We start from the raw sequence: 26,562 nt of genomic DNA, 5'->3' as shown, positions 1-26,562 counted from the left end.
GATGTAAAGGAAGGAAGACGCCTTGGCGTCAAACGCGGCAATTATAGGGATTTCACCGCCGCGATACCAGTCGAAAGCGCGGGTGAACGCGATAAGCAAAAATGGCGGCATTTTTCGCCAAACTGCGCGCTTTTTTTCTCAGCAAGGTGGGTAAAAATGACGCACCGGGCGCGTTTTATGCATTCACTAAGTAATTAATAACACTATGATGTCAATTTATGAGCGCGCGCCATAGGAATTGTAAATTGTTTGTACTAGCATAATCCGAAATTCTCATTTCATTCGTCGGCCGCCGTGTCGGACGGCACAGGGTTGCGGATAAAGCGGTAATGAAAAAACAATACCAACACGTTTTGGTTACCACACCACATCCCGTGCTGCGGCTAATAAGTCTTGGACTGCTCTCCTTTATCTTCACGCTCTTCTCCCTTGAGCTGATTCGATTTGGCACCATTATTGCGCCGCTCTGGTTCCCCACCGCGATCATGACCGTGGCCTTTTACCGCCATGCTGGCAAGATGTGGCCGGGCATTGCTCTCGCCTACGCGCTTGGCAACATCGCCGCCACCATCACGCTCTTTTCACCCTCTTTTGTTGATCTTCGCTACCCGCTGGTCAATATCGTTGAAGCCGTCGCAGGCGCGATCCTGCTGCGCAAACTGCTGCCTTCTTATAATCCGCTTAAAAATCTTGCCGACTGGATACGCCTTGTCATTGGCAGCGTGCTGATACCGCCGCTGATTGGCGGGGTGCTGATTTGTTTGCTGGTACCGACGGATAACCTGCTGCGCACCTTTATTATCTGGATGTTGTCGGAAGCGATTGGTGCGCTGGCGCTGGTGCCGCTCGGTCTGCTCTTTAAACCCCACTACCTGCTGCGCCACCGTAACCCGAAACTCCTGCTGGAAACGCTGGTTACTCTTGGCCTGACGCTGACGCTGAGCTGGCTGGCGCTGCACTATCTGCCGTGGCCCTTTACCGCCGTGATTGTGCTGCTGATGTGGAGCGCGGTACGCCTGCCGCGCATGGAGGCGTTCTTAATTTATCTCGCGACGGTGATGGTGGCATCGCTGGTGATCGCTATCGATCCCAACGTCGTGAGCTCCTCGAAAAGCGGCGTGATGATAAACGCGCCGTGGCTGCCGTTTCTGATGATCCTTCTGCCGGTGCACGTCATGACCATGGTGATGTACGCCTTTCGCACCGAGCGCAAGCACATCATTGAGAGCGAGGCGCGTTTTCGTAACGCCATGGAGTATTCAGCCATCGGTATGGCGCTGGTCGGTACCGAGGGCCAGTGGCTACAGGCTAACAAAGCTCTGTGCCAGTTTCTCGGCTACAGCCAGGAGGAGCTGCGTCTGATGACCTTCCAGCAGCTCACCTGGCCGGAAGATCTGGCGCGGGATATGGCGCAGTTGCAGCAGCTAACGCGCGGCGAAATTGCCAGCTATTCGATGGAAAAACGCTACTACACGCGCAACGGTGATCTGGTCTGGGGGCTACTGGCCGTCTCGGTGGTGCGTCACGCCAACGGCACTCCGCTCTACTTTATTGCCCAGGTTGAAGATATTAACGATCTGAAGCAGACCGAATGGGTCAACAAACGGTTAATGGAGCGCATTACCCTCGCTAACGAAGCGGGCGGTATCGGTATCTGGGAGTGGGAGCTGGAGCCAGACATCATCAGCTGGGATAAACGGATGTTCGAGATGTATGAAGTGCCTGCGCATCTCAAACCAACCTGGCAGCTGTGGTACGAACGTATTGTGCCGGAAGACCGGCCGGAAACCGAGCGGGTGATCCGTGACGCGCTGGCGTCACGCATCGCGTTCAAGCTTGAGTTCCGCATTGCCGTGAAAGATGGCATCCGCCATATTCGCTCGCTGGCAAACCGCGTGCTCAATAAGCAGGGCGAGGTCGAACGGCTGCTCGGCGTCAGTATGGATATGACGGAGGTAAAGCAACTTAACGAGGCGCTTTACCAGGAGAAGGAGCGGCTGCACATTACCCTCGACTCCATCGGCGAAGCGGTGCTCTGTACCGATGTCGAAATGAAAGTCACCTTTATGAACCCGGTCGCCGAGAAGATGAGCGGCTGGTCGCAAGAGAGCGCCATGGGTCAGCCTCTGCTGAAGGTGCTGCACATCACCTTTGGTGATAGCGGTCCGGTACTGGAAAATATTCACAGTGGCGATATGTCACGCACGGATATCGAACAGGATGTGGTGCTGCACTGCCGCGCGGGCGGCAGCTTCGATATTCACTACACCATTACCCCACTCAGCACTCTCGACGGGCAGAATATCGGCTCAGTACTGGTTATCCAGGATGTGACCGAGTCGCGCAAAATGCTGCGCCAGCTGAGCTACAGCGCCTCGCACGATGCCCTCACCCATCTGGCGAACCGCGTCAGCTTCGAGGCGAATCTGAAACGCCTGCTGTCGACGGTGCAGGAGTACCATCAACGGCATGCGCTGGTGTTTATCGATCTCGACCGCTTTAAAGCGGTTAACGATAGCGCCGGGCATGCCGCCGGCGATACGCTGCTACGTGAAATCTCGACGCTAATGCTCAGCCTGCTGCGCTCAACGGATATTCTTGCCCGCCTGGGCGGCGATGAGTTTGGCCTGCTGCTGCCGGAGTGTAATGTCGAAAGCGCGCGTTATATCGCCGGTCGTATGATTGAAGCGATCAATGATTATCGCTTCAGCTGGGAGGGTCGCGAGCACCGTATCGGCGCCAGTGCCGGGATCACCATCATCGATGAGTATAACTATCAGGCTTCCGAAGTGATGTCGCAGGCAGATATCGCCTGTTACGCCTCAAAGCATAGCGGGCGCGGCCGGGTGACGGTTTATGAACCGAAGCAGGGCCTGATGCAGCATGAGCGCTCAATGATGTCGCTGGAGGAGCAGTGGCGCATCATTAAAGAGAACCATCTGCTGATGATTGCGCGCGGCGTCGCTTCGCCGCGGGTGCCGGAAGCGTGTAACTTCTGGCTGCTCTCCCTGCGCTTGTGGACCAGCGAAGGCGAAGTGATGGAGGAGCACGCGTTTCGCGCCGGTCTCCACGAGCCGGAGCTGATTCGCGCCCTCGACCAGCGAGTCTTCCATGAGTTTTTCAACAAGCATGCCGCCGCCATCACCGCCAAAGGGTTGGGCGTCGCCCTGCCCCTCTCCGTGCACGGTCTGGCAAGCAGTAGCCTGGTGGATGAGCTGTTATCGATGCTTGAGAGCGGCCCGATGCCGGGGCGTCTGCTGCATCTGGTGATCCCGGCAGATGCGCTGGTGCGCGAAGGCCATACCCGGCTTGAAAACCTCAGACGTCTGCGCCATGCAGGGTGTCGCATTATCCTCAGCCGCGTCGGCCACGATCTCGATGTTTTCGAACACATTACGCCGCATATGGCTGATTATCTGCTGCTGGAGCCGGAGCTGGTCTCCAATGTGCACGGCAATTTGATGGATGAGATGATGGTGACCATTATCCAGGGGCATGCGCAGCGCCTTGGGCTGAAGAGCATCGCCGGGCCGACGCATCAACCGATGATGATGGATACCCTCTCCGGGATCGGCATTGACCTGATCTATGGCGATACCATCTCCCAGGCGCACCCGCTAGATTTGATGCTCAACACCAGTTATTTCGCCATCAACTAACTGCCGGATGGCGGCTACGCCTTATCCGGCCTACAAAACCTGCCCCGTAACCTTATGCACACTTCTCGTAGGCCTGATAAGCGCAGCGCCATCAGGCATTAGCGCCGGACTTTCCGTAGGCCCGATAAGCGAAGCGCCATCGGGCACCAGCACCGCAACCATGCCTCCCGTAGGCCCGATAAGCGCAGCGCCATCGGGCATTGCATTACTGCTCGGGCGACCAGCCCTGCGTAAACCAGATATGCAACAGCGCATAAGAGCGAAAAGGCTGCCAGCGCTCGGCATAACGGCGCGTTTGCGCGGGCGTCATCCCGGCGAAACGCTGCTTAATCGCATAATCGTCCGGTAAGAAGATATCTTTCGCCTGCCAGCCGCGCAGCGCAAAGTAGTTCGCCGTCCAGCGCCCGATCCCCGGATAATTCAGCAGCGCTTTTACCCCCTGCTCCACATCGTCCGGCTTTTGCAGCGGAAAGGTGCCGTCGCAGGCAGCTTCGGCAAGGGTAATCAGCGCCTGGGCGCGTTTTAGCGGCATCCCCAGGCTTTTCAGCACCTGTGCATCGGCGGCGGCAATCTGCTGTGCGGTGGGAAAGGTGATAAAACCCGGTGCTTCATCCATCACATCGCCATAACGATGCGCGACTTTCGCCGTCAGCTTTGCCGCCATCGCCACGCTCACCAGTTGCCCGAGCACCGCGCGCACCGCCTGCTCAAACGGATCGACTGAACCGGGCAGCCGCAGGCCAGGGCGCGCGGCGGCGAGATCGCCAAGCCTCGTATTAATACGCTCCGGCTCGCAAGAGAGATCAAACAGCCTCTCCAGCCGCTGCAAACAGTGTTCGGCAATCGGCTCAAGCCCCTCACTTAAGGTGACCTTCAGCGTCGCGCTCGCCTCATCCGGCTCGGCGGTGATAATTCCGCGATGAGCACCAAAGGCATACGAGCGCACATAGCGCGTCTCGCTCACCACTTCCACGCCCGCGACGGCGCGCGCGCCCAAGAAACTTAACATCCACGCCCAGTCATAGGGCGGCTGCCAGTGCAGTGTGTACATACCATCTCCCCGCTGATAATGCTAAAAGCATAACAACTCAGGGAATTTTCGCCTTGCTTTCATATTCCGGTTGTCGCCCTGCACGCATTCGGCTAAAGTCGCCCCCCTTCTTCACAGGCATGGGGATTGCACGGTGTTTATTGGTTTTGACTACGGTACGGCAAACTGCTCGGTAGCGGTGATGCGCGATAACGCGCCACAGCTGCTGACCATGGAAAATAACAGTACCTTACTGCCGTCGATGCTCTGCGCGCCGACGCGCGAAGCGGTAAGCGAGTGGCTCTATCGCCACCATCAGGTTCCGGCAACGGGGAGTGAAACCCAGGCGCTGCTGCGCCGGGCGGTGAGCTTCAACCGCGAAGAGGATATTGAAGTCAACGCCGCCAGCGTCCAGTTCGGCCTCGCCTCGCTGCGTCAGTATGTGAGCGATCCGGAAGAGGTCTACTTCGTCAAATCGCCGAAGTCGTTTCTCGGTGCCAGCGGCCTGAAGCCGCAGCAGATCGCGCTGTTTGAGGATCTGGTCTGCGCCATGATGCTGCATATTCGCAAGCAGGCAGAGAGCCAGTTGCCGGAGACGATTCGCCAGGCGGTGATTGGCCGACCGATCAACTTCCAGGGGCTCGGCGGTGATGAGGCTAACGCCCAGGCGCAGGGCATCCTTGAGCGCGCCGCCACGCGCGCAGGCTTCGAAGAGGTAGTGTTCCAGTTCGAACCGGTCGCTGCCGGGCTCGATTTTGAAGCGACATTAAATGAAGAGAAGCGCGTGCTGGTGGTCGACATCGGCGGCGGTACCACCGACTGCTCGCTGATCCTTATGGGCCCGCAGTGGCGCGAGAAAGCGGATCGCAGCGCCAGCCTGCTCGGCCACAGCGGCTGCCGCGTTGGCGGGAACGATCTCGACATCGCGCTGGCGTTCAAAAACCTGATGCCGCTGCTCGGCATGGGCGGACAGACGGAAAAAGGCATTGCGCTGCCGATCCTGCCGTGGTGGAACGCGGTGGCGATCAACGATGTTCCTGCCCAGACGGAGTTTTACAGCACGGCAAACGGTCGTCTATTAAACGACCTGCTGCGCGATGCGCGCGACGCCGAGAAGGTGGCTCTGCTGGTGAAAGTGTGGAAGCAGCGCCTCGGCTACCGGCTGGTGCGCAGCGCGGAAGAGAGCAAAATCGCCCTCTCCGACACGCAGCAGGTGACCGCCTCGCTGCCATTTATCAGCGACAGCCTCGCCACCGCCATCGATCAGCAGGGGCTGGAAAATGCCCTTAACCAGCCGTTACAGCGCATTATTGAGCAGGTGCAGCTGGCGCTGGCAACCAGTAATGAGACGCCGGATGTGATCTACTTAACCGGCGGCAGCGCCCGTTCACCGATTATCAAAAAAGCGCTGGCGGAAACGCTGCCCGGCATCACCATTGCCGGTGGTGATGACTTCGGCTCGGTGACCGCCGGGCTGGCGCGCTGGGCGCAGGTTGTCTTCCGTTGATTATCTGCCGGGTGGCTTCACCCGGCATGCTTTCTGCTACAAAATCTCCCTAACGCAAATTATCTGTCGTGACTACGTTTCCAGACAGTGTTTCATTTTTCCTCCATTTTTCTGCGCTTCAGGGTGACTACACTACTATTACTTCGCCATTCGATTTAAAGAGATACCTATAACGATGAAAGGACGAGTCACTTTTCGCCGCACCGTTGTCGCGGCACTGGTCATCGCACTGGCTGGTGCGGCCTGGTACTATTTTGCGCACAGCGCCTCAACCACCACGGCAAGCGGACAACAAGCGCCTGCGGGCGGCGGACGTCACGGCATGCGCGGCGCGCTGCCGCCGGTGCAGGCGGCCACCGCCACCAGCGAATCCGTTCCGCGCTATCTCTCCGGCCTCGGCACCATCACCGCGGCGAATACCGTTACCGTGCGCAGCCGCGTCTCGGGTCAGCTTAAGGCGATCCATTTCCAGGAGGGGCAACAGGTGAATGCTGGCGATCTGCTGGCGGAGATCGATCCCAGCGAGTTCAACGTCGCGCTGGCGCAGGCGCAGGGCCAGCTGGCGAAAGATAAAGCAACCCTTGCCAACGCCCGCCGCGATCTTGCCCGCTATCAGCAACTGGCGAAAACCAGCCTCGTCTCACGCCAGGATCTTGACGCTCAGCAGGCGCTGGTCAGTGAATCCGAAGGCACCGTTAAAGCGGATGAAGCCTCCGTTGCCAGCGCGCAACTACAGCTGGAGTGGAGCCGCATCACCGCGCCGGTTAGCGGACGCGTCGGCCTGAAACAGGTCGATGTCGGCAACCAGATTAGCAGCAGCGATACCACCGGCATTGTAGTGCTGACGCAAACCCACCCGATCGATCTCATCTTTACTCTGCCAGAGAGCGACATCGCCACCGTGGTGCAGGCACAGAAGAATGGGCAGAAACTGGTAGTGGAGGCGTGGGATCGCACCAATAAACAGAAGCTCAGCAGCGGCACGTTGTTGAGCCTGGATAACCAGATTGACGCCACCACCGGCACCATCAAGCTGAAAGCGCGTTTCGACAACGAGGAGGACGCCCTCTTCCCGAATCAGTTTGTTAACGCCCGCATGCTGGTCGCCACCCAGCAGGATGCGGTGGTGATCCCCGCCGCGGCGCTGCAAATGGGTAATGAAGGCAACTTCGTCTGGGTGCTGAACGATAAGAACAAGGTCAGCAAACACACGGTGACGCCGGGTATTCAGGACAGCCAGAAAGTGGTGATTAGCGCCGGGTTATCGGCGGGCGATCGCGTCGTCACCGACGGTATCGACCGCCTGACAGAGGGCGCGCAGGTCGAAGTGGTTGACGCCAGCAAGGCGGAAACCCTGCCCGCGAAGCGTGAACGTCCGGCGAAAGGAGCACAAGGCTGATGCAGCTGTTACCGCCGGGCCGGACGGGTGGCCCTTCGCGTCTGTTTATTTTGCGTCCGGTCGCCACCACGCTGTTGATGGTGGCGATCCTGCTGGCCGGGATCATCGGCTACCGCTTCCTGCCCGTTTCCGCGCTGCCGGAAGTGGATTACCCCACCATTCAGGTGGTAACGCTCTACCCTGGCGCCAGCCCGGATGTGGTGACTTCTGCCATTACCGCGCCGCTTGAGCGCCAGTTTGGCCAGATGTCGGGCTTAAAGCAGATGTCTTCGCAGAGCTCCGGCGGTGCCTCGGTGGTTACGCTGCAATTCCAGCTGAGCCTGCCGCTGGATGTCGCCGAGCAGGAGGTGCAGGCGGCAATGAACGCCGCCAACAGCCTGCTGCCTTCGGACTTGCCGAACCCACCGGTCTACAACAAAGTGAACCCCGCCGACCCGCCGATTATGACGCTGGCGGTCACCTCTTCCGCCATGCCGATGACGCGGGTGGAGGATATGGTGGAAACGCGCGTGGCGCAGAAGATCTCCCAGGTCTCCGGCGTCGGGCTGGTAACGCTCTCCGGCGGCCAGCGTCCGGCAGTGCGCGTCAAACTTAACGCGCAGGCGATTGCCGGCCTGGGGTTAACCAGTGAAACCGTGCGCACCGCCATCAGCAACGCTAACGTCAACTCAGCGAAGGGTAGCCTCGATGGCCCGACCCGCGCCGTCACGCTCTCAGCCAATGACCAGATGCAGTCCGCCGAGGAGTATCGCAAGCTGATTATCGCTTACCAGAACGGCGCGCCGATCCGCTTAGGCGACATCGCCACCGTTGAACAGGGTGCAGAGAACAGCTGGCTCGGCGCATGGGCGAACAAGCAGCAGGCGATTGTGATGAATGTGCAGCGCCAGCCGGGCGCCAATATTATCGATACCGCTGATAATATCCATGCCCTGCTGCCGCAGCTGACTGAGAGCCTGCCGAAATCCGTCAGCGTGAAAGTGCTCTCGGATCGCACCAACAATATCCGCGCCTCGGTAAGTGATACGCAGTCTGAGCTGATGCTGGCGATTGCGCTGGTGGTGATGATTATCTACCTCTTTTTGCGCAATATTCCGGCGACAATTATTCCCGCCGTTGCGGTGCCGCTGTCATTGATTGGCACCTTTGCGGCGATGGTATTTCTCGATTTCTCCATCAATAACCTGACGCTGATGGCGCTCACTATCGCCACCGGCTTTGTCGTCGATGACGCGATTGTGGTGATCGAAAACATCTCGCGCTATATCGAAAAAGGGGAAAAACCGCTGAATGCAGCGCTGAAAGGCGCAGGCGAGATCGGCTTTACCATCATCTCGCTCACCTTCTCGCTGATTGCGGTGCTGATCCCGCTGCTGTTTATGGGCGATATCGTCGGGCGGCTGTTCCGCGAGTTTGCCGTCACGCTGGCGATTGCCATTCTGATTTCCGCCGTGGTGTCGCTCACCTTAACGCCGATGATGTGCGCCCGCATGCTGAGCGCGGAATCCCTGCGCAAGCAGAACCGCTTCTCCCGCGCCTCGGAGCGCTTCTTTGAGCGGGTGATTGCCGGTTACGGCCGTCTGCTGAGCCGCGTGCTTAATCACCCGTGGCTGACGCTTGGCGTCGCCCTCGGCACGCTGCTGCTGTCGGTGATGCTGTGGATCTTTATTCCGAAAGGCTTCTTCCCGATCCAGGACAACGGCATTATTCAGGGCACGTTGCAGGCACCGCAATCCGCCTCCTTTGCCAGCATGGCGGAGCGCCAGCGCCAGGTGGCGGATATTATTCTGCGCGATCCGGCCGTTGAGAGCCTTACCGCTTTCGTCGGCGTCGACGGTACGAACCCCTCTCTTAACAGCGCACGGTTGCAGATCAACCTGAAACCGCTGGAAGAGCGCGACGATCGCGTCCAGCCGGTGATTGAGCGTTTGCAGCAGGCGGCGGGCAATGTGCCCGGCATGTCGCTCTATCTGCAGCCGACGCAGGATCTCACCATCGACACTACCGTCAGCCGCACCCAGTACCAGTTCACCCTACAGGCCAACTCTCTCGACGCGCTCAGCACCTGGGTGCCGCAGCTGGTGAGTAAGTTGCAAGCGATGCCGCAGCTGGCGGATGTCAGCAGCGACTGGCAGGACAAAGGGCTGGTGGCCTACGTCAATGTGGATCGCGACAGCGCCAGCCGCCTCGGTATCAGCATGGCGGATGTCGATAACGCGCTCTACAACGCCTTTGGTCAGCGCCTGATCTCCACCATCTACACTCAGGCGAACCAGTACCGGGTGGTGCTGGAGCATGACACCACGCAGACGCCGGGCCTGGCCGGGCTGGATAATATTCGCCTGGCCAGCAGCGACGGCGGCGTGGTGCCGCTGTCGTCGATTGCCAAAATCGAGCAGCGCTTTGCGCCGCTCAGCATCAACCATCTCGATCAGTTCCCGTCGACTACCATCTCCTTTAACGTCGCCGACGGTTACTCGCTGGGCGATGCGGTCGACGCGGTGCAGGAGAGCGAAAAAAATCTCCACTTCCCGACCGATATCCGCACTGAATTCCAGGGCAGCACGCTGGCGTTCCAGGCGGCGCTCGGCAGCACCATCTGGCTGATTGTCGCGGCGATTGCGGCGATGTATATCGTACTCGGCGTGCTGTATGAGAGCTTTATCCACCCGATAACCATCCTCTCGACGCTGCCAACGGCGGGCGTCGGCGCGCTGCTGGCGCTGATGATTTCCGGCAGCGAGCTGGATGTGATCGCCATTATCGGCATCATCCTGCTGATCGGCATTGTGAAGAAGAACGCCATCATGATGATCGACTTCGCCCTCGCCGCCGAGCGCGAGGCGGGCATGTCGCCGCGCGATGCCATTTTCCAGGCCTGCCTGCTGCGTTTTCGCCCGATCCTGATGACCACGCTGGCGGCGCTGCTCGGCGCACTGCCGCTGATGCTTAGCACCGGCGTTGGCGCAGAGCTGCGTCGCCCGCTGGGGATCGGCATGGTCGGCGGCCTGCTGGTGAGCCAGGTGCTGACGCTGTTTACCACGCCGGTGATCTATCTGCTCTTCGACCGCCTGGCGCTGGCGGCGAAAAAGCGTTTTCCGCAGCGTGAAGAGGAGGCGTAAGTGAAGTTTTTCGCCCTCTTCATTTACCGCCCGGTGGCGACGATCCTGATTTCGCTCGCCATCACCCTGTGCGGCATTCTCGGCTTCCGGCTGCTGCCAGTCGCCCCGCTGCCGCAGGTCGATTTTCCGGTGATCATGGTCAGCGCCTCGCTGCCCGGTGCTTCGCCGGAGACCATGGCCTCGTCGGTCGCTACGCCGCTTGAGCGCTCGCTGGGGCGCATTGCCGGAGTGAGCGAGATGACCTCCTCCAGCTCGCTTGGCAGTACGCGCATTATTCTTGAGTTCAATTTCGACCGCGATATCAACGGCGCGGCGCGCGATGTGCAGGCGGCGATCAATGCCGCGCAGAGCCTGCTGCCGAGCGGCATGCCGAGCCGCCCGACCTATCGCAAAGCGAACCCCTCCGCTGCGCCAATCATGATCCTCACCCTCACCTCGGACACTTACTCCCAGGGTGAGCTGTATGACTTTGCCTCAACGCAACTGGCGCAAACCCTGTCGCAAATCGACGGCGTCGGCGATGTCGATGTCGGCGGCAGCTCCCTGCCCGCCGTGCGTGTCGATCTCAACCCACAGGCGCTGTTTAACCAGGGCGTGTCGCTTGATGCGGTGCGCACGGCCATCAGCAACGCCAACGTGCGCAAACCGCAGGGGGCGCTGGAGGATGGCGCACACCGCTGGCAGGTGCAGACCAATGATGAGTTAAAAACGGCGGCGGAGTACCAGCCGCTGATTATTCACCATAAAAATGGTGCCGCAGTACGCTTAAGCGATGTCGCCACGGTCACCGACTCGGTGCAGGATGTGCGCAACGCCGGGATGACCAACGCCAAACCGGCGATTTTGCTGATGGTTCGTAAACTGCCGGAAGCCAATATTATCCAGACGGTGGACAGCATTCGCGCCCGCCTGCCGGAGTTGCAAAAGACCATTCCTGCCGCCATCGATCTGCAAATCGCTCAGGATCGCTCGCCAACCATTCGCGCCTCGCTGGAGGAAGTGGAGCAGACGCTGGTGATCTCCGTCGCGCTGGTGATTCTGGTAGTGTTCCTCTTTCTGCGTTCAGGTCGGGCGACCTTTATTCCGGCGGTCGCCGTGCCGGTGTCGCTGGTTGGCACCTTTGCCGCCATGTATCTGTGCGGCTTTAGCCTTAACAATCTGTCATTAATGGCGCTGACCATCGCCACCGGCTTTGTGGTCGATGACGCGATTGTGGTGCTGGAGAATATCTCCCGCCATCTCGAAGCGGGAATGAAGCCGTTACAGGCGGCGCTGCAAGGGACGCGGGAAGTGGGCTTTACGGTGCTCTCGATGAGCCTGTCGCTGGTGGCGGTGTTCCTGCCGCTGCTGCTGATGGCCGGGCTGCCGGGACGCTTGCTGCGCGAATTTGCCGTCACGCTGTCGGTGGCGATTGGCATTTCGCTGCTAATTTCACTCACCCTGACGCCAATGATGTGCGGCTGGTTGCTCAAAGCCCATAAGCCGCGTAGCCGCACGCGGGAGAGAGGCGTTGGCCGCCTGCTAACCCGCATCCAGCAGCAGTATGCCCGCTCGCTGAAATGGGTGCTTAACCACGCCCGGCTGGTTGGCGTGGTGCTGCTCAGCACCATCGCGCTCAATATCTGGCTCTATATCTCGATTCCGAAAACCTTCTTCCCGGAGCAGGATACCGGCGTGCTGATGGGCGGTATCCAGGCGGATCAGAGCATCTCCTTCCAGGCGATGCGCGGCAAGCTGCAGGACTTTATGCAGATTATCCGTGAGGACCCGGCGGTGGATAACGTCACTGGCTTTACCGGCGGCTCGCGGGTGAATAGCGGGATGATGTTTATCACCCTCAAATCGCGCGACCAGCGCCACGCCACAGCGCAGGAGGTGATTGACCGCCTGCGCAGTAAGCTGGCAAAAGAGCCGGGCGCGAGCCTCTTTTTGATGGCGGTGCAGGATATTCGCGTCGGCGGCCGCCAGGCCAATGCCAGCTATCAGTTTGCGCTGCTGTCGGATTCCTTAAGCGACCTGCGCGAGTGGGAGCCGAAGATCCGCAAAGCGTTTGCGGCGCTGCCGGAGCTGGCGGATGTCAACTCGGATCAGCAGGATAATGGCGCGGAGATGAACCTGGTCTACGACCGGGAAACCATGACCCGCCTTGGCATCAGCGTGCAGGCGGCGAACAGCCTGCTGAATAACGCCTTCGGTCAGCGGCAGATCTCCACCATCTACCAGCCGCTTAACCAGTACAAAGTGGTGATGGAGGTCGACCCGCGCTACACCCAGGATGTCAGCGCGTTGGATAAGATGTACATCATCAACGATGCGGGCGCGTCGATTCCCCTCTCCTACTTTGCCCACTGGCAACCGGCGAATGCGCCGCTGTCGGTTAACCACCAGGGGTTGTCGGCGGCCTCAACCATTGCCTTTAACCTGCCGGCGGGTGTTTCGCTCTCGCAGGCCAGCGAGGCGATTGACCGCACCATGACGCAGCTTGGCGTGCCTAGCAGCGTGCGCGGCAGTTTTGCCGGCACCGCGCAGGTGTTCCAGGAGACGATGAACTCGCAGGTGATCCTGATCCTCGCCGCCATCGCCACGGTCTATATCGTGCTTGGCATTCTCTATGAGAGCTATGTTCACCCGCTGACCATTCTCTCGACCCTGCCGTCGGCGGGCGTTGGCGCACTGCTGGCGCTGGAGCTGTTTGGCGCGCCGTTTAGCCTGATCGCGCTGATTGGTATTATGCTGCTTATCGGGATTGTGAAGAAAAACGCCATTATGATGGTCGACTTCGCCCTTGAAGCGCAGCGCCAGGGGCAACTGAGCGCCGAAGAGGCGATTTTCCAGGCCTGCCTGCTGCGTTTCCGCCCGATTATGATGACCACCCTGGCGGCGCTGTTTGGTGCCCTGCCGCTGGTGATCTCCAGCGGAGATGGCTCCGAGTTGCGCCAGCCGCTCGGTATCACCATTGTCGGCGGGCTGGTGATGAGCCAGCTGCTGACGCTCTATACCACGCCGGTGGTCTACCTCTTCTTTGATCGTCTGCGCGCGCGGTTTAGTCGCAAAGTGAGAGAGCCCGTAAGTGAATGAATGAGTTACCGAAACAGATCCGTTGGCAGTTATGGATAGTCGCCTTTGGCTTCTTTATGCAGTCGCTGGATACCACCATTGTTAACACCGCCCTCCCCTCGATGGCGGCAAGCCTCGGCGAGAGCCCGCTGCATATGCATATGGTGGTGGTCTCCTATGTGCTGACCGTTGCCGTGATGCTGCCTGCCAGCGGCTGGCTGGCCGACCGGGTTGGCGTGCGCAATATCTTCTGCGTGGCGATTGTGCTCTTTACTGCCGGATCGCTATTTTGTGCGCTGGCCGCCACGCTCGATCAGCTGATCCTCGCGCGCGTGCTGCAAGGTTTTGGCGGCGCGATGATGGTGCCGGTCGGGCGCTTAACGGTGATGAAGATCGTGCCGCGCACCCACTATATGGCGGCGATGACCTTTGTGACGCTGCCAGGCCAGGTCGGCCCGCTGCTCGGCCCGGCGCTCGGCGGTATTCTGGTGGAGTACGCTTCCTGGCACTGGATCTTCCTGATTAACCTGCCGGTGGGCATTATTGGCGCGATTGCCACCCTGAGCCTGATGCCGAACTACACCCTGCAAACCCGTCGCTTTGATTTCTCCGGTTTTGTGCTGCTGGCGGGCGGCATGGCGACGCTGACGCTGGCCCTCGACGGCAGCCGCGGCCTTGGCCTGACGCTCTGGCAGTTGGGCGGTCTGGTGGCAGTTGGGGCGGCGGCGATCCTCTTCTACCTGCTGCACGCGAGAGGTAATGACCGGGCGCTGTTTAATTTGCGTCTCTTCCGCACCCGCAGCTTTTCGCTGGGGCTGGCGGGGAGCTTCGCCGGGCGTATCGGCAGCGGCATGCTGCCCTTTATGACGCCGGTCTTTTTGCAGATTGGCCTCGGCTTTTCGCCGTTTCACGCCGGGCTGATGATGATCCCGATGGTGCTCGGCAGCATGGGGATGAAGCGTATTGTTGTGCAGGTGGTTAACCGCTTTGGCTATCGCCGCGTGCTGGTCGCCTCAACTATTGGCCTCGCGCTGGTCAGCCTGCTGTTTATGGCGACGGCGCTGCTTGGCTGGTATTACCTGCTGCCGGTGGTGCTCTTCTGCCAGGGGATGATTAACTCGATGCGCTTCTCGTCGATGAACACCCTGACGCTGAAGGATCTGCCCGATGAGCTGGCAAGCGGCGGTAACAGTATGCTGTCGATGATTATGCAGCTCTCGATGAGTATTGGCGTCAGCGTCGCCGGTCTGCTACTCGGCCTCTTCGGTCAGCAGCATCTCTCGGCGGACAGCGGCGTGGCGCACGAAGTCTTTCTTTATACCTATCTGACGATGGCGGTGATTATTGCACTGCCGGCGGCCCTTTTTGCCCGCGTGCCCGATGACGCCAGCCAAAATGCGGTGATTGCCCGTCGCAACAGGAGAACATCATGAGGTTCTGGCGGCCGGGGATCACGGCCAAACTCTTTCTCGCCATTCTCACCACCTGCATTCTGCTACTGTTCGCTACCCACTGGGCGGTGCGCATCAGCTTCGAGCATGACTTTATGAACTACATCAAGCGCGGCAACGACCTGCGCTTGCAGATGCTGACGGATACGCTCGCGGAGCAGTATACCCAGCACGGCGACTGGCAGTTTCTGCGCCACAATGACCGGATGATTTTCCAGATCCTGCGCTCCTTTGACCGGGAAAATGAGCATGATGACGGCCGTCCTGGCCCCGGCGGCCCCGATCGCGGGCGCGGCCCTGGTCCGCAAGAGGACGCAGGCCCGCCGGATCGCCCGGATATGCCGCCCCACGGCTGGCGCACCCGCTTCTGGGTACTGGATCAGCAAAAACGGGTGCTGGTTGGCCCGCACTCGCCGGTGCCGGTGGATGGCACGCAGCGCGAGATCAAAGTGAATAATGCCACCGTCGGCTGGGTGATCGCCTCGCCGGTGAAAAAGCTGACGCGCAATACCGATATCAACTTTGACCGCCAGCAGCGGCGCACCAGCTGGGTGATTGTCGGTCTCGCCACACTGCTGGCCGCCATCGCCACCTTCCCGCTGGCGCGCGGGCTGCTGGCCCCGGTGAAACGGCTGGTGGACGGCACCCATAAACTCGCCTCGGGCGACTTTTCTACCCGCGTGAAACCGGGCAGCCAGGATGAGATTGGCAGGCTGGCGCAGGACTTTAACCAGCTTGCCAGCACCCTTGAGAAGAACCAGCAGATGCGCCGCGACTTTATGGCCGATATCTCCCATGAGTTGCGCACGCCGCTGGCGGTGCTGCGCGGCGAGCTGGAGGCGATTCAGGATGGCGTGCGGCAGTTCACGCCTGAGTCGGTCACCTCGTTGCAGGCCGAGGTCGCCACGCTTACCAAGCTGGTGGACGATCTGCATCAGCTGTCGATGTCCGATGAGGGCGCGCTGGCCTATCAGAAAAAATCGGTGGATGCCGTCTCGCTGGTGGAGATAGCCGCTGGCGCGTTTCGTGAACGCTTCGCCAGCCGCAATTTGACGCTATCGCTGGAGTTGCCGGAGAGCGCGACGGTGTTTGGCGATCCCCATCGCTTAATGCAACTGTTTAATAATCTGCTGGAGAACAGCCTGCGCTACACCGACAGCGGCGGGCGAACGCTTATCCAGCTTATCCCGCGCGATAACACTCTGCTGCTGCGCTTTGCCGACAGCGGGCCTGGAGTGAGCGACGAGCAGTTACAGCGCCTGTTTGAGCGCTTCTACCGCACGGAAGGCTCGCGCAACCGCGCCAGCGGTGGCTCCGGGCTGGGGCTGGCAATCTGTCTGAATATTGTGGAGGCGCACGGTGGCGCTATCCATGCGGCGCACTCGCCATTTGGCGGGGTTAGCATTACAGTTGAACTTCCGCTTGAACGCGAAAAATCGAGAGATGTATGACAGAGTTACCTATTGATGAAAACACGCCGCGCATCCTGATCGTCGAAGATGAACCGAAGCTTGGACAACTGCTGATCGACTATCTGCGCGCGGCAAGTTATGCGCCTTCGCTGATTAGCCATGGCGATCAGGTGCTCAGTTACGTGCGCCAGACACCGCCGGATCTGATCCTGCTCGACCTGATGCTGCCGGGCGTGGATGGCTTGACGCTGTGCCGCGAAATTCGCCGCTTCTGCAATGTGCCGATTGTGATGGTGACCGCCAAGATCGAAGAGATCGACCGCCTGCTGGGGCTGGAGATCGGGGCCGATGACTACATCTGCAAACCCTACAGCCCGCGTGAAGTGGTGGCGCGGGTGAAGACCATTTTGCGCCGCTGTAAACCGCAGCGCGAATTGCAGCAGCTTGATGCCGAAAGCCCGCTGATTGTCGATGAAGGTCGCTTCCAGGCGAGCTGGCACAGCAAGCTGCTCGATTTGACCCCCGCCGAATTCCGCCTGCTGAAAACCCTCTCCAGCGAACCGGGTAAAGTTTTCTCGCGCGAACAATTACTCAATCATCTGTATGATGACTACCGCGTGGTGACCGACCGCACTATCGATAGTCATATCAAAAACCTGCGTCGCAAACTGGAAGCGCTGGACGAGGAGCAATCCTTTATTCGCGCGGTCTACGGCGTCGGCTATCGCTGGGAGGCGGACGCCTGCAAACTGGCGTAACTCTTTTTATAAGGATGGGATGGTGAGGAAATATACCTACGGCGCGCTGGCGCTGATGTTCGCGGCCTTCGGTTGCCAGGCAGAGATTACCGAAGCGCAAATTAAGGCTGACTGCGCCAAAATCAGCAGCTACGCAAAACAGGGCGATAAGTTCTATAAAGCGAAAAACTACCCGAAAGCGCGTGAAGCTTTTGAGCAGCAGGCGGCGTGGCTTGAGCAGTGCGAGTTTGGCAAGAATGATCCCAATGATGTGCTGATCGCCACCGCCTACAATAACGTCGCGCTGACCTGGATCCGCCAGGGCGAATACCGCAAAGCGCAGGCGTGGCTGACCATCATGCCAGATGACGAGAAGTCGAAATATAACCTGTCGCGCATCCAGGACAAGCTGGACGCGCTGCCGAAGCCGACCTCCCCTGCCGGTGAGTACTGGCAATATTCCGGACGTAGTGATTTCCAGATCCTGAAGCTGACATCGCAGGGCAACGACACCTATAAAGCTGACTGGGAGGGCGCCTACTACGGTCTGATGGGGCTCTACTCCGGGCCGAATATCGGCGAGTTCAGTGAAAAAGTGACGCTGAAAGAGGGTAAAGGCGATATCGTCATTTCGGATTTAGGCACTACCTGTAAGATTTCGCTGGCGCTTTCGCCGGATGGAAAAAGTCTCTCTATGAAGACCGACAACATCGACAACTGCGCTTTTGGTCATAACGTCAGCGCCGACGGTACCTATCTGCGCGTCAACTGAGACGCCGGTTTACTCCCCTGGCGCGCAGCGCTACAATTCCCGCCCTAAATTCAGGGGAACTCCCCTGCCGCCCCATGAGAATGGGGCGATCTGACCTGTCATCAGAATGAGATCATCATGTTTAAACCGGAACTTCTCTCCCCGGCGGGAACGCTGAAAAATATGCGTTACGCTTTCGCTTACGGCGCGGACGCCGTTTACGCAGGCCAGCCGCGCTACTCGCTGCGCGTGCGTAATAACGAATTCAATCACGAAAATCTGCAGATCGGCATTAACGAAGCCCACGCGCTGGGTAAGCAGTTCTACGTGGTGGTGAATATCGCGCCGCATAACGCCAAGCTGAAAACCTTTATCCGCGATCTGCAACCGGTGGTGGAGATGGGGCCGGATGCGCTGATTATGTCCGATCCGGGGCTTATCATGATGGTTCGTGAACACTTCCCGCAGATGCCAATTCACCTCTCGGTGCAGGCGAATGCCGTTAACTGGGCGACGGTGAAGTTCTGGCAACAGATGGGGCTGACGCGCGTAATCCTTTCCCGCGAGCTGTCGCTGGAAGAGATTGCCGAAATCCGCGCCCAGGTGCCGGAGATGGAGCTGGAGATCTTCGTTCACGGCGCGCTGTGCATGGCCTACTCCGGCCGCTGCCTGCTGTCGGGCTATATCAACAAACGCGATCCGAACCAGGGCACCTGCACCAACGCCTGCCGCTGGGAGTATAACGTCCAGGAAGGGAAAGAGGACGCGGTCGGTAATATCGTGCATGTTCACGAGCCGATCCCGGTACAAAATGTTGAGCCGACCCTCGGCGTTGGCGCGCCGACCGATAAGGTGTTTATGATTGAAGAGGCGCAGCGTCCGGGCGAGTACATGACCGCCTTTGAAGATGAGCATGGCACCTACATCATGAACTCAAAAGATCTGCGCGCGATTGCCCACGTTGAGCGCCTGACGCAGATGGGCGTGCACTCGCTGAAAATCGAAGGCCGCACCAAATCCTTCTACTACTGCGCGCGCACTGCGCAGGTCTACCGCAAAGCGATTGACGATGCCGCAGCGGGTAAACCGTTCGACACCTCGCTGCTGGAGACGCTGGAAGGGCTGGCGCACCGCGGCTATACCGAAGGCTTCCTGCGTCGTCATACTCATGATGATTACCAGAATTATGACTACGGCTACTCGCTCTCTGAGCGCCAGCAGTTTGTTGGCGAGTTTACCGGCGAGCGCAAAGGCGATCTCGCGGCGGTGCGGGTGAAAAATAAGTTCTCCGTTGGCGACAGCCTCGAACTGATGACGCCGCAGGGCAACGTCAACTTTACGCTGGAGCTGATGGAGAGCGGCAAAGGCGAAGCGATGTCTGTGGCGCCGGGAGATGGTTATACCGTATGGTTGCCGGTTCCCCAGGATATGCCTCTGGAGTACGCGCTGTTGATGCGTAATTTCACTGGTCAGACAACCAGAAACCCGCACGGAAAGTAATTTAGCGGGGTTATTTTTACGCTGCGAAGATTCTTAGAATCGGATCACACACCGCCACGTTTAATGCGGTTATTATGCACTCCGCTGAAAAAACATAACCCATAAATGCTGGCTGTACCAGGAACCACCTCCTTAGCCTGCGTAATCTCCCTTACGCAGGCTTATTTTTTCTCCCTTTATCTGCTTTTTCCACGCCTTCGCTTTTCCTGAGATACACTTTCGTCATGGATTTTTTGTCAGGACGAAGAGAATGAGTACATTTCCCACAAGCTTATTGATCCTTAACGGCAAAAGCGCCGGTGACGAGCCGCTGCGCGAAGCGATAAATTTGCTGCGCGATGAAGGTATGGATATTCAGGTGCGCGTCACCTGGGAAAAAGGCGATGCCGCACGCTATGTTGCAGAAGCGCAGCAGCTTGGCGTCGCGACGGTGATTGCTGGCGGCGGCGACGGCACCATCAATGAAGTGGCGACCGCGCTGGTTAACTGCCAGGGAGAGAGTAAACCGGTGCTGGGTATTCTGCCGCTTGGTACCGCCAATGATTTCGCCACCAGTACTGCCATCCCCGAAGCGCTGGATAAGGCGCTACAGCTGGCGATTGTCGGTAAAGCGGTGCCGATTGATATTGCGAAAGTGAATAACGAAACCTGCTTTATCAATATGGCGACGGGCGGTTTCGGTACGCGCATCACCAGCGAAACGCCGGAAAAACTGAAAGCCGCGCTCGGCGGCGTCTCCTATCTGATCCACGGCCTGATGCGCATGGATATGCTGAAATCTGACCATTGCGTGATTCGCGGCGAGGATTTTCACTGGGAGGGTGACGCTCTGGTGATCGGGATTGGTAATGGTCGCCAGGCTGGCGGCGGTCAGCAGCTCTGCCCGGAGGCGCTGATCAATGACGGGCAGTTGCAGCTGCGGATTTTTACCGGGGAAGAGATTATCCCCGCCCTCTTCACTACGCTGACGCAGCAGGAGGAGGATAATCCGCATATTATCGATGGTCACTCGGCGTGGTTTGAGATCACCGCCCCCCATGAAATGACCTTTAACCTCGACGGCGAACCGCTGCGCGGCGAGCATTTCCGTATGGAAGTGCTCCCCAATGCGTTGCAGTGCCGCCTGCCACCGGATTGCCCGTTATTAAAATAAGTTTTATCGGTGAACCTAAACCGTAGGCCGGATAAGCGTTTACGCGCCATCCGGCAATGGGGCTGGATTGGTGGAATGGTTCCGTTCACCATGCGTTCGGGAGTTTCATTCATCTCTTATGCGGTGAACGGGACAAGGGAAGCGGCCGCGCTCCCCTTGTCAATCCCCGCGGCCCCGCGAGGAAATCGGTGCTGCGCACTGCGCTCACCTCCCGCGTGCCTGACTGCGGCCGGCTCGACTCGGCTTGCTCGCCCCTACGGACTCGCTCCATGCCTCGGTTCGCCTCTGTCCGCCATCCATGGCGTCCAGACCTTATCATTCACGCTTCGGTTCGCCGATTTCAGCGGGGACACAACCTCTCGCTGTCATATTGCAGATAAAAACAAAGTCGGTGTCGCTGTGGGCTCGCTTTTGTAGGCCGGATAAGCGTGTAACGCGCCATCCGGCAATGGTGCCGCGGTGATAATGCCTGATGGCGCTACGCTTATCAGGCCTACGCCGTTTCAGCACCCCTGTACCCGTCGGCCGGATAAGCAGCGTTATATCCCGGCAAATCGGTGCTTAATACGCCGCTACCTCTCGCGCCATCTCGCGGCTATATTGCTGGCTGGCATTCACCAGCATCCGCGTATAATCCGTTTGCGCCGCGCCGCTGACCAGCGCATCCACCGTTAAGGTTTCAAGGATTTTACCATGCTGCATCACCGCCACCTTCTGGCAGAGATGGGCTATAACCCCCAAATCGTGCGTCACCATCAAATAGGTTAACTGCGACTCCTGATGCAGCGCCGCCAGCAGGTTGAGGATCTCCGCTTGCACCGAGACATCCAGCGCCGAGGTCGGCTCATCAAGCAGCAGCACGCGCGGCTCGAGAATCAGCGCCCGGGCAATCGCCACGCGCTGACGCTGTCCACCGGAGAGCTGATGCGGATAGCGCTCGCGAAAGGCGCGGCTTAAGCCGACTTTATCCAGCAGCGTGTTGATGCGCCGATCGCGATCGTTAATGCCGTGGATTTGCAGCGGCTCTTCGAGAATATCGCCGATGGTATGGCGCGGATGCAGCGAACCGTAGGGATCCTGAAACACCATCTGCACCAGTCGGCAGCGCGGCCGACTGAGGCGCTTCTCCAGCCGCTGATCGTTAATCGCCAGCTCGCCCTCCCAGTGGGTAAACAGCCCCGCCAGGCACTTCAGCACCGTGGTTTTGCCCGATCCCGACTCGCCCACCAGGCCATAAATCTCTCCCGGCTGCACGGCAAAGGTCACATCACTCAGCACCTGGTTGCGCTTCTCCCCGTCGCCAAACGCCAGGTTCAGGTGATTTACAGTAATCATATGGCTCTCCTCACTCGCCCAGCCAGCTGGCCTGACGCTGCAACACTGGCAACACCGGTCGGCGGTTATGAATTTCCGGCAGGGCGTGAATCAACCCTTGCGTATAGGGGTGCTGCGCATTATCGAGATCTTTGGCGGCAATCGACTCCACCACGCGCCCGGCATACATCACCAGCACGCGATCGCAGAAGCTGCGCACCAGGTTGATATCGTGGCTGATAAAAATCAGCCCCAGCCCGCGCGATTTAACCAGATCGTCCAGCAGCCCCAGCACCTGCAAACGCACCGACACATCGAGTGCGGAGGTCGGTTCATCGGCAATCACCAGTTCCGGGTCGGTGATCAGCATCATGGCGATCATAATGCGCTGCCCCTGGCCGCCGGAAATCTCGTGAGGATAGAGGTGATAGACCCGCTCCGGCTGGCGAATACGTACCACATCGAGCATCTCCAGCACTTTGGCTTTCGCCGCCTTTTTCTGCCCCGGATGGTGAGTCAGCCAGGCTTCGGCAATCTGATCGCCGACGCACACCACCGGGTTCAGAGAGTATTTCGGGTCCTGCATAATCATCGAGATACGTTTGCCGCGCACCTGGCGCATCTGCGCCTCGGTGACCTGTTGCAGATCGATATCGCCAAACTGCATGCGCTCGGCGGTGATCCGCGCTTTCGCCGGGTGCAGGCGCAGCAGCGCGCGCCCGACGGTGGATTTACCGGAGCCGGATTCGCCGACAATCGCCAGCTTCTCCTGACCGAGCGTAAAAGAGACGCCGCGCACCGCGTGAGTGATCGCGCCTGCGTTGACGAAATCAACGTGCAGGTTGCGCACATCGAGAAGCGGTGAGTTATTCGCTGCGGGGATCGAGGATGTCACGTAAGCCGTCTCCTAAGAAGTTGAACGCCAGGCTGTTGATCAAAATCGCCAGCCCCGGAATGGTCACTACCCACCAGCACTCCATCATGTAGGTGCGCCCGCTGGAGATCATCGCGCCCCACTCCGGATCCGGCGGCTGCGCGCCGAGGCCGAGAAAACCCAGCCCGGCGGCGGTGAGAATGATGCCCGCCATATTCATGGTGATACGGATAATCACCGACGGCAGGCAGAGCGGAACAATGTGCCGCCACAGCACGCGCACTGGCGAAGCGCCCTGCAACCGCACCGCCGAGATAAAATCCGCCTGGCGCAGCGACAGGGTTTCCGCCCGCGCCAGCCGCGCAATTGGCGGCCAGGCGGTGAGCGTAATGGCAATGACCACATGCTCAAGGCCAGGACCGAGGGCGGCGACAAACGCCAGCGCCAGCACCAGGCTCGGAAAGGAGATAAAGATATCGGTGACGCGCATCAGCACCATATCGACTTTGCCGCCAAAGTAACCGGCGGTAACGCCGAGCAGCAGGCCGAGCGGGCCGACGGTGACGGAGACCAGCAGCACGATATAGAGCGTAATGCGCGAGCCATAGACCAGTCGGCTGAAGATATCGCGCCCGAACTCATCGGTGCCGAACCAGTGGGCGGCACTCGGCGCGCTCAGGGCATTGTTGAGATCCATCACCAGCGGGTGGTAAGGGGCAATCAGCGGCGCGAAGATCGCCACAATCAGCAGCAGCATGATAATACTGCCGCCGATAGCGGTGAGCGGGTTGCGCGCCATTTTGCCAATAAACCCCGCCGTGCGCCCAAAGCCACGCCTGATGCGCTGGCTGCGCTCGCGGCGGGCGGCTGACACAGGCGAATCAAATGAGACCGTCATGATTTCGTCCTCGGATCAAAGAGTTGATAAAGCATGTCGGAGAGCAGGTTCAGCAGCACAAAGATCACCCCTACCAGCAGCACGCAGCCCATCACCGCATTCATATCGCCGAGCAGCAGGCTGCCGGTGAGATAGGAGCCAAAACCGGGCCAGGAGAAGACCGTTTCAATCAACACCGCCCCTTCCAGCAGCGAGCCGTAGGCCAGCGCCACCACCGTTAACAGCTGAACGAGGATGTTGCGAAAAGCGTGATTCCAGATCACCTGCCGCTCGGTCAGCCCTTTCACCCGTGCGGTGATGATGAACTCCTGCGAGAGCTGCGCCAGCATAAAGCTGCGCGTCATACGGCTGATGTAGGCCAGCGAGTGAAAGCCGAGCAGCGAAGCGGGCAGCACCAAGTGATTGAGCGCGTTCCAGAACACCTGGCCATTGCCCGCCAGCAGCGCATCAACGGTAATCAAGCCAGTGCGACGCGGCACCAGGCCATCAAGCCCGAGATCGAGCCGCCCGGCGCCGCCAACCCAGCCGAGCCAGGCGTAAAACAGCAGCAGCCCCATCATGCCGACCCAGAAAATCGGCGTTGAGTAACCGGCCAGGCTGATGATGCGTACCACGTAATCGGCCACGCTGTTGCGCCGTGCCGCCGCCAGCACGCCAAGGGGAATGCCCAGGCCAGCACCGACAATAATGGCGAAAGTCGCCAGCTCCAGCGTTGCCGGGAAGACGCGCAGAATATCGTCCAGCACCGGTTTGCCGGTCAGCAGCGCATTGCCCAGATTGCCGTGCAGCAGGTTGTTAAGGTAGATACCAAACTGCGTCATCAACGACTGATCAAAGCCAAGCTGGTGGTAAACCTGCTGATAAGTACTGTGGTCGGCATCGGGACCGACAATCGCCAGTACCGGATCGACCGGCATCACGCGGCCAATAAAGAAGGTCAGCAGCAGCAATCCGAACAGGGTGATCGCCACCTGGGTCAGTCGCGTCGAGACCCGCCTGGCCCGCGAGCCGGGGGCAAGCAGTAGCATACTCATGGTTTATCTCCTTCAGCGCCGTCGCGTTTGTAGACTTCACGCAGAAAGGTGGTTGCCGACGGATGCGACTGGAAGTTTTTCACCTCATTGCGCACCACTACCGAATCGACCATTTGTGACAGCGGGATCAGCGCCGGGATCAGCTGGTCATAACGCACCTGAATTTGCTGATAATCCGCCTTCTGTTTGTTCGGATCGCGCTCCAGCAGGGCCTGGTCGATCATCTCGTTAAGCTGTTTGTCATAGAAACTGGTGCGCCAGCCCTGGAAGTTGGTCAGCCGGGCTTCGTCGCTGTTATCGGGGTTATAGACCAGCGCGCGCAGGCTGGAGTGCGGGTGCGGCTCGACGCCGCTGCCGCCGCGCCCGACCAGCATGTCGAACTTGCGCTCGCGCATCGCGCCGTAAATTTGGTTGCCGGTGCCGGTAATAATTTTGGCGTTGATGCCGGCCTGCATCAGCGTCGACTGCACGGCAATGGCGATATTGAGAAATGGCTGATCGGCCAGCACGCGCAGCGTGGTGTCAAAGCCCTGCGGGTAGCCCGCTTCCGCCAGCAGCTTTTTGGCGCGCGGAATATCGAGCCGGTAGCCGGGGTCCGGCAGCGTCGACGGCATCCCCGCTTTAATCGGCCGCTGGTGCAGCACACCGTAACCCGGCATCAGCGCATTGTTGATGCCCTGGTAATCAATCAGGTAGCGCACCGCTTCGCGCACTTTTGCATTGGCGAAGTGCGGCTCTTTCATGCTCATCGCCACGTAGTAGACCGTGCCCTTCTGCACCGCCTCGACGGTAACATTCGGGTCTTTTCGCAGCGCGTTGATATCCGATACCGCCATATTATTGGCAATATCGAGATCGCCTTTCGCCAGCATCAGACGCAGAGTCTGCGACTCCTGAAAATGGCGCAGCACCACGCGACTCAGCTTCGGCTCTTCGCGCCAGTAGTGCGGGTTACGCTTCATGCGCAGCACATCTTTCGCCTGCCAGGTCTCCAGCATAAACGGCCCGGAGCCGGCTTCATTGGTGGTCAGCCAGCGGTTGCCCCAGTCGTTATTCACCGCATGGGCCTGCACGGTTTTACTGTCGAGCACGCCAAGGTTGCCCAGCGCACCGAGCGAGTAGAGCACCAGCTGCGGATCGTTAGCTTTGGGCAGGGTAATTTTTACCGTATAGGCGTCCGGGGCGCTGATCTGCTGGTCGATATTCTTTTTACTGAAACCGTAGGATTTCCACACCGAGGCCTGCGCAAGGTTAAGGTGCAAAAGCCTGCGCATCGACCAGACCACATCCTCTGCGGTTAAGGGGTTGCCGGAGTGAAATTTCACGTCGTCGCGCAGATGAAAGGTCAGGCTTTTGCCATCCGGGCTGACGCTCCAGCTTTTTGCCAGCGCCGGTTTTACGTTAGTCAGCTCGTTAGGGTCCAGTTCCACCAGCGAGTCGTAGAGATTGACCACGATACCGACCACTTCGTTCCCGGTCATCGCCGCCGGATCGAGGGTCAGCAGGTTGTTCATGTTCATGCCGATGATGAGCTGATCGGGCGGCGTTTTTGCCTCTGCCGCGCCGCTGCCCACCATCAACGAGAGCGCGAGTATGCACACGCCCGCGAGGGAGTTTTTTTTCATCTATCTGTCGCCTGTAGGGTACGTTTTGCCGGCGGTGAC

Annotated in this window: 17 protein-coding genes; 11 read left to right on the top strand and 6 right to left on the bottom strand. The window is 59.3% G+C overall.

The window, feature by feature from the left end; all coding sequences use genetic code 11:
• Positions 1-329: 329 nt before the first annotated feature.
• A complete protein-coding gene (locus N7V53_RS08685) occupies positions 330-3,659 on the top strand; it encodes a diguanylate cyclase (RefSeq protein WP_279793074.1) in 3,330 nt (1,109 codons plus the stop codon).
• Positions 3,660-3,864: 205 nt separating this feature from the next.
• Here N7V53_RS08685 and alkA read toward each other — a convergent pair whose 3' ends face one another.
• The gene (gene alkA, locus N7V53_RS08680) at positions 3,865-4,710 is read right to left on the bottom strand and encodes a DNA-3-methyladenine glycosylase 2 (protein WP_279793073.1); all 846 of its coding nucleotides are present in this window, start codon (positions 4,708-4,710) and stop codon (positions 3,865-3,867) included.
• A gap of 133 nt (positions 4,711-4,843) precedes the next feature.
• Between alkA and yegD the strand changes: the two genes are divergently transcribed.
• The 10 genes from yegD (at position 4,844) to yegS (ending at position 20,778) form a co-directional block, all read left to right on the top strand.
• The gene (gene yegD / locus N7V53_RS08675) at positions 4,844-6,196 is read left to right on the top strand and encodes a molecular chaperone (protein ID WP_124967858.1); all 1,353 of its coding nucleotides are present in this window, start codon (positions 4,844-4,846) and stop codon (positions 6,194-6,196) included.
• Between the two features lie 175 nt (positions 6,197-6,371).
• Positions 6,372-7,595, top strand: a complete 1,224-nt coding sequence (locus N7V53_RS08670) for an MdtA/MuxA family multidrug efflux RND transporter periplasmic adaptor subunit (protein WP_279793072.1) — start codon at positions 6,372-6,374, stop codon at positions 7,593-7,595.
• Positions 7,595-10,717 carry an MdtB/MuxB family multidrug efflux RND transporter permease subunit gene (locus N7V53_RS08665; protein WP_279793071.1) on the top strand — a complete coding sequence of 1,041 codons (3,123 nt, stop codon included), beginning with the start codon at positions 7,595-7,597 and terminating at the stop codon, positions 10,715-10,717. Before N7V53_RS08670 ends, N7V53_RS08665 begins: the two co-directional genes overlap by 1 nt.
• Entirely contained in the window at positions 10,718-13,795 is a 3,078-nt protein-coding gene (mdtC, locus tag N7V53_RS08660) for a multidrug efflux RND transporter permease subunit MdtC (protein ID WP_279793070.1), read from the top strand. It begins immediately after the preceding gene.
• On the top strand, positions 13,792-15,207 hold the full coding sequence (locus N7V53_RS08655; protein ID WP_023479162.1) for an MFS transporter: 1,416 nt from the start codon (positions 13,792-13,794) through the stop codon (positions 15,205-15,207). The genes mdtC and N7V53_RS08655 overlap by 4 nt, the downstream gene beginning before the upstream one ends.
• Positions 15,204-16,676 carry a two-component system sensor histidine kinase BaeS gene (baeS, locus tag N7V53_RS08650; RefSeq protein ID WP_279793069.1) on the top strand — a complete coding sequence of 491 codons (1,473 nt, stop codon included), beginning with the start codon at positions 15,204-15,206 and terminating at the stop codon, positions 16,674-16,676. Before N7V53_RS08655 ends, baeS begins: the two co-directional genes overlap by 4 nt.
• Positions 16,673-17,395, top strand: coding sequence for a two-component system response regulator BaeR (gene baeR / locus N7V53_RS08645; RefSeq protein WP_023479172.1), 723 nt, complete (start codon positions 16,673-16,675; stop codon positions 17,393-17,395). Before baeS ends, baeR begins: the two co-directional genes overlap by 4 nt.
• 19 nt (positions 17,396-17,414) lie before the next feature.
• Positions 17,415-18,146: a tetratricopeptide repeat protein gene (locus N7V53_RS08640; protein ID WP_279793068.1), complete on the top strand. Its 732-nt coding sequence runs from the start codon at positions 17,415-17,417 to the stop codon at positions 18,144-18,146.
• Positions 18,147-18,263: 117 nt separating this feature from the next.
• Positions 18,264-19,625, top strand: coding sequence for a tRNA 5-hydroxyuridine modification protein YegQ (gene yegQ / locus N7V53_RS08635; RefSeq protein WP_279793067.1), 1,362 nt, complete (start codon positions 18,264-18,266; stop codon positions 19,623-19,625).
• 250 nt (positions 19,626-19,875) lie between these two features.
• Positions 19,876-20,778, top strand: a complete 903-nt coding sequence (yegS, locus tag N7V53_RS08630) for a lipid kinase YegS (RefSeq protein ID WP_279793066.1) — start codon at positions 19,876-19,878, stop codon at positions 20,776-20,778.
• 561 nt (positions 20,779-21,339) lie between these two features.
• Here yegS and N7V53_RS08625 read toward each other — a convergent pair.
• Genes N7V53_RS08625 through N7V53_RS08605 form a run of 5 tightly spaced genes read right to left on the bottom strand, consistent with a single transcriptional unit; the run spans position 21,340 to position 26,523 of the window.
• Positions 21,340-22,113 carry an ABC transporter ATP-binding protein gene (locus tag N7V53_RS08625; protein ID WP_042712809.1) on the bottom strand — a complete coding sequence of 258 codons (774 nt, stop codon included), beginning with the start codon at positions 22,111-22,113 and terminating at the stop codon, positions 21,340-21,342.
• Between the two features lie 10 nt (positions 22,114-22,123).
• Positions 22,124-22,987, bottom strand: coding sequence for an ABC transporter ATP-binding protein (locus N7V53_RS08620; RefSeq protein WP_023478564.1), 864 nt, complete (start codon positions 22,985-22,987; stop codon positions 22,124-22,126).
• Entirely contained in the window at positions 22,959-23,864 is a 906-nt protein-coding gene (locus N7V53_RS08615) for an ABC transporter permease (protein WP_279793065.1), read from the bottom strand. The genes N7V53_RS08620 and N7V53_RS08615 overlap by 29 nt, the downstream gene beginning before the upstream one ends.
• The gene (locus N7V53_RS08610; protein ID WP_023478569.1) at positions 23,861-24,898 is read right to left on the bottom strand and encodes an ABC transporter permease; all 1,038 of its coding nucleotides are present in this window, start codon (positions 24,896-24,898) and stop codon (positions 23,861-23,863) included. Before N7V53_RS08610 ends, N7V53_RS08615 begins: the two co-directional genes overlap by 4 nt.
• Positions 24,895-26,523 carry an ABC transporter substrate-binding protein gene (locus N7V53_RS08605; RefSeq protein WP_279793064.1) on the bottom strand — a complete coding sequence of 543 codons (1,629 nt, stop codon included), beginning with the start codon at positions 26,521-26,523 and terminating at the stop codon, positions 24,895-24,897. The genes N7V53_RS08610 and N7V53_RS08605 overlap by 4 nt, the downstream gene beginning before the upstream one ends.
• Positions 26,524-26,562: the final 39 nt, after the last annotated feature.

The sequence above is a fragment of the Kosakonia sp. HypNH10 genome (assembly GCF_029850615.1).
GTDB lineage: Bacteria > Pseudomonadota > Gammaproteobacteria > Enterobacterales > Enterobacteriaceae > Kosakonia > Kosakonia cowanii.
Note: the sequence above shows the minus strand (reverse complement) of the source record. Positions and strands in the feature narration are given on the sequence as shown.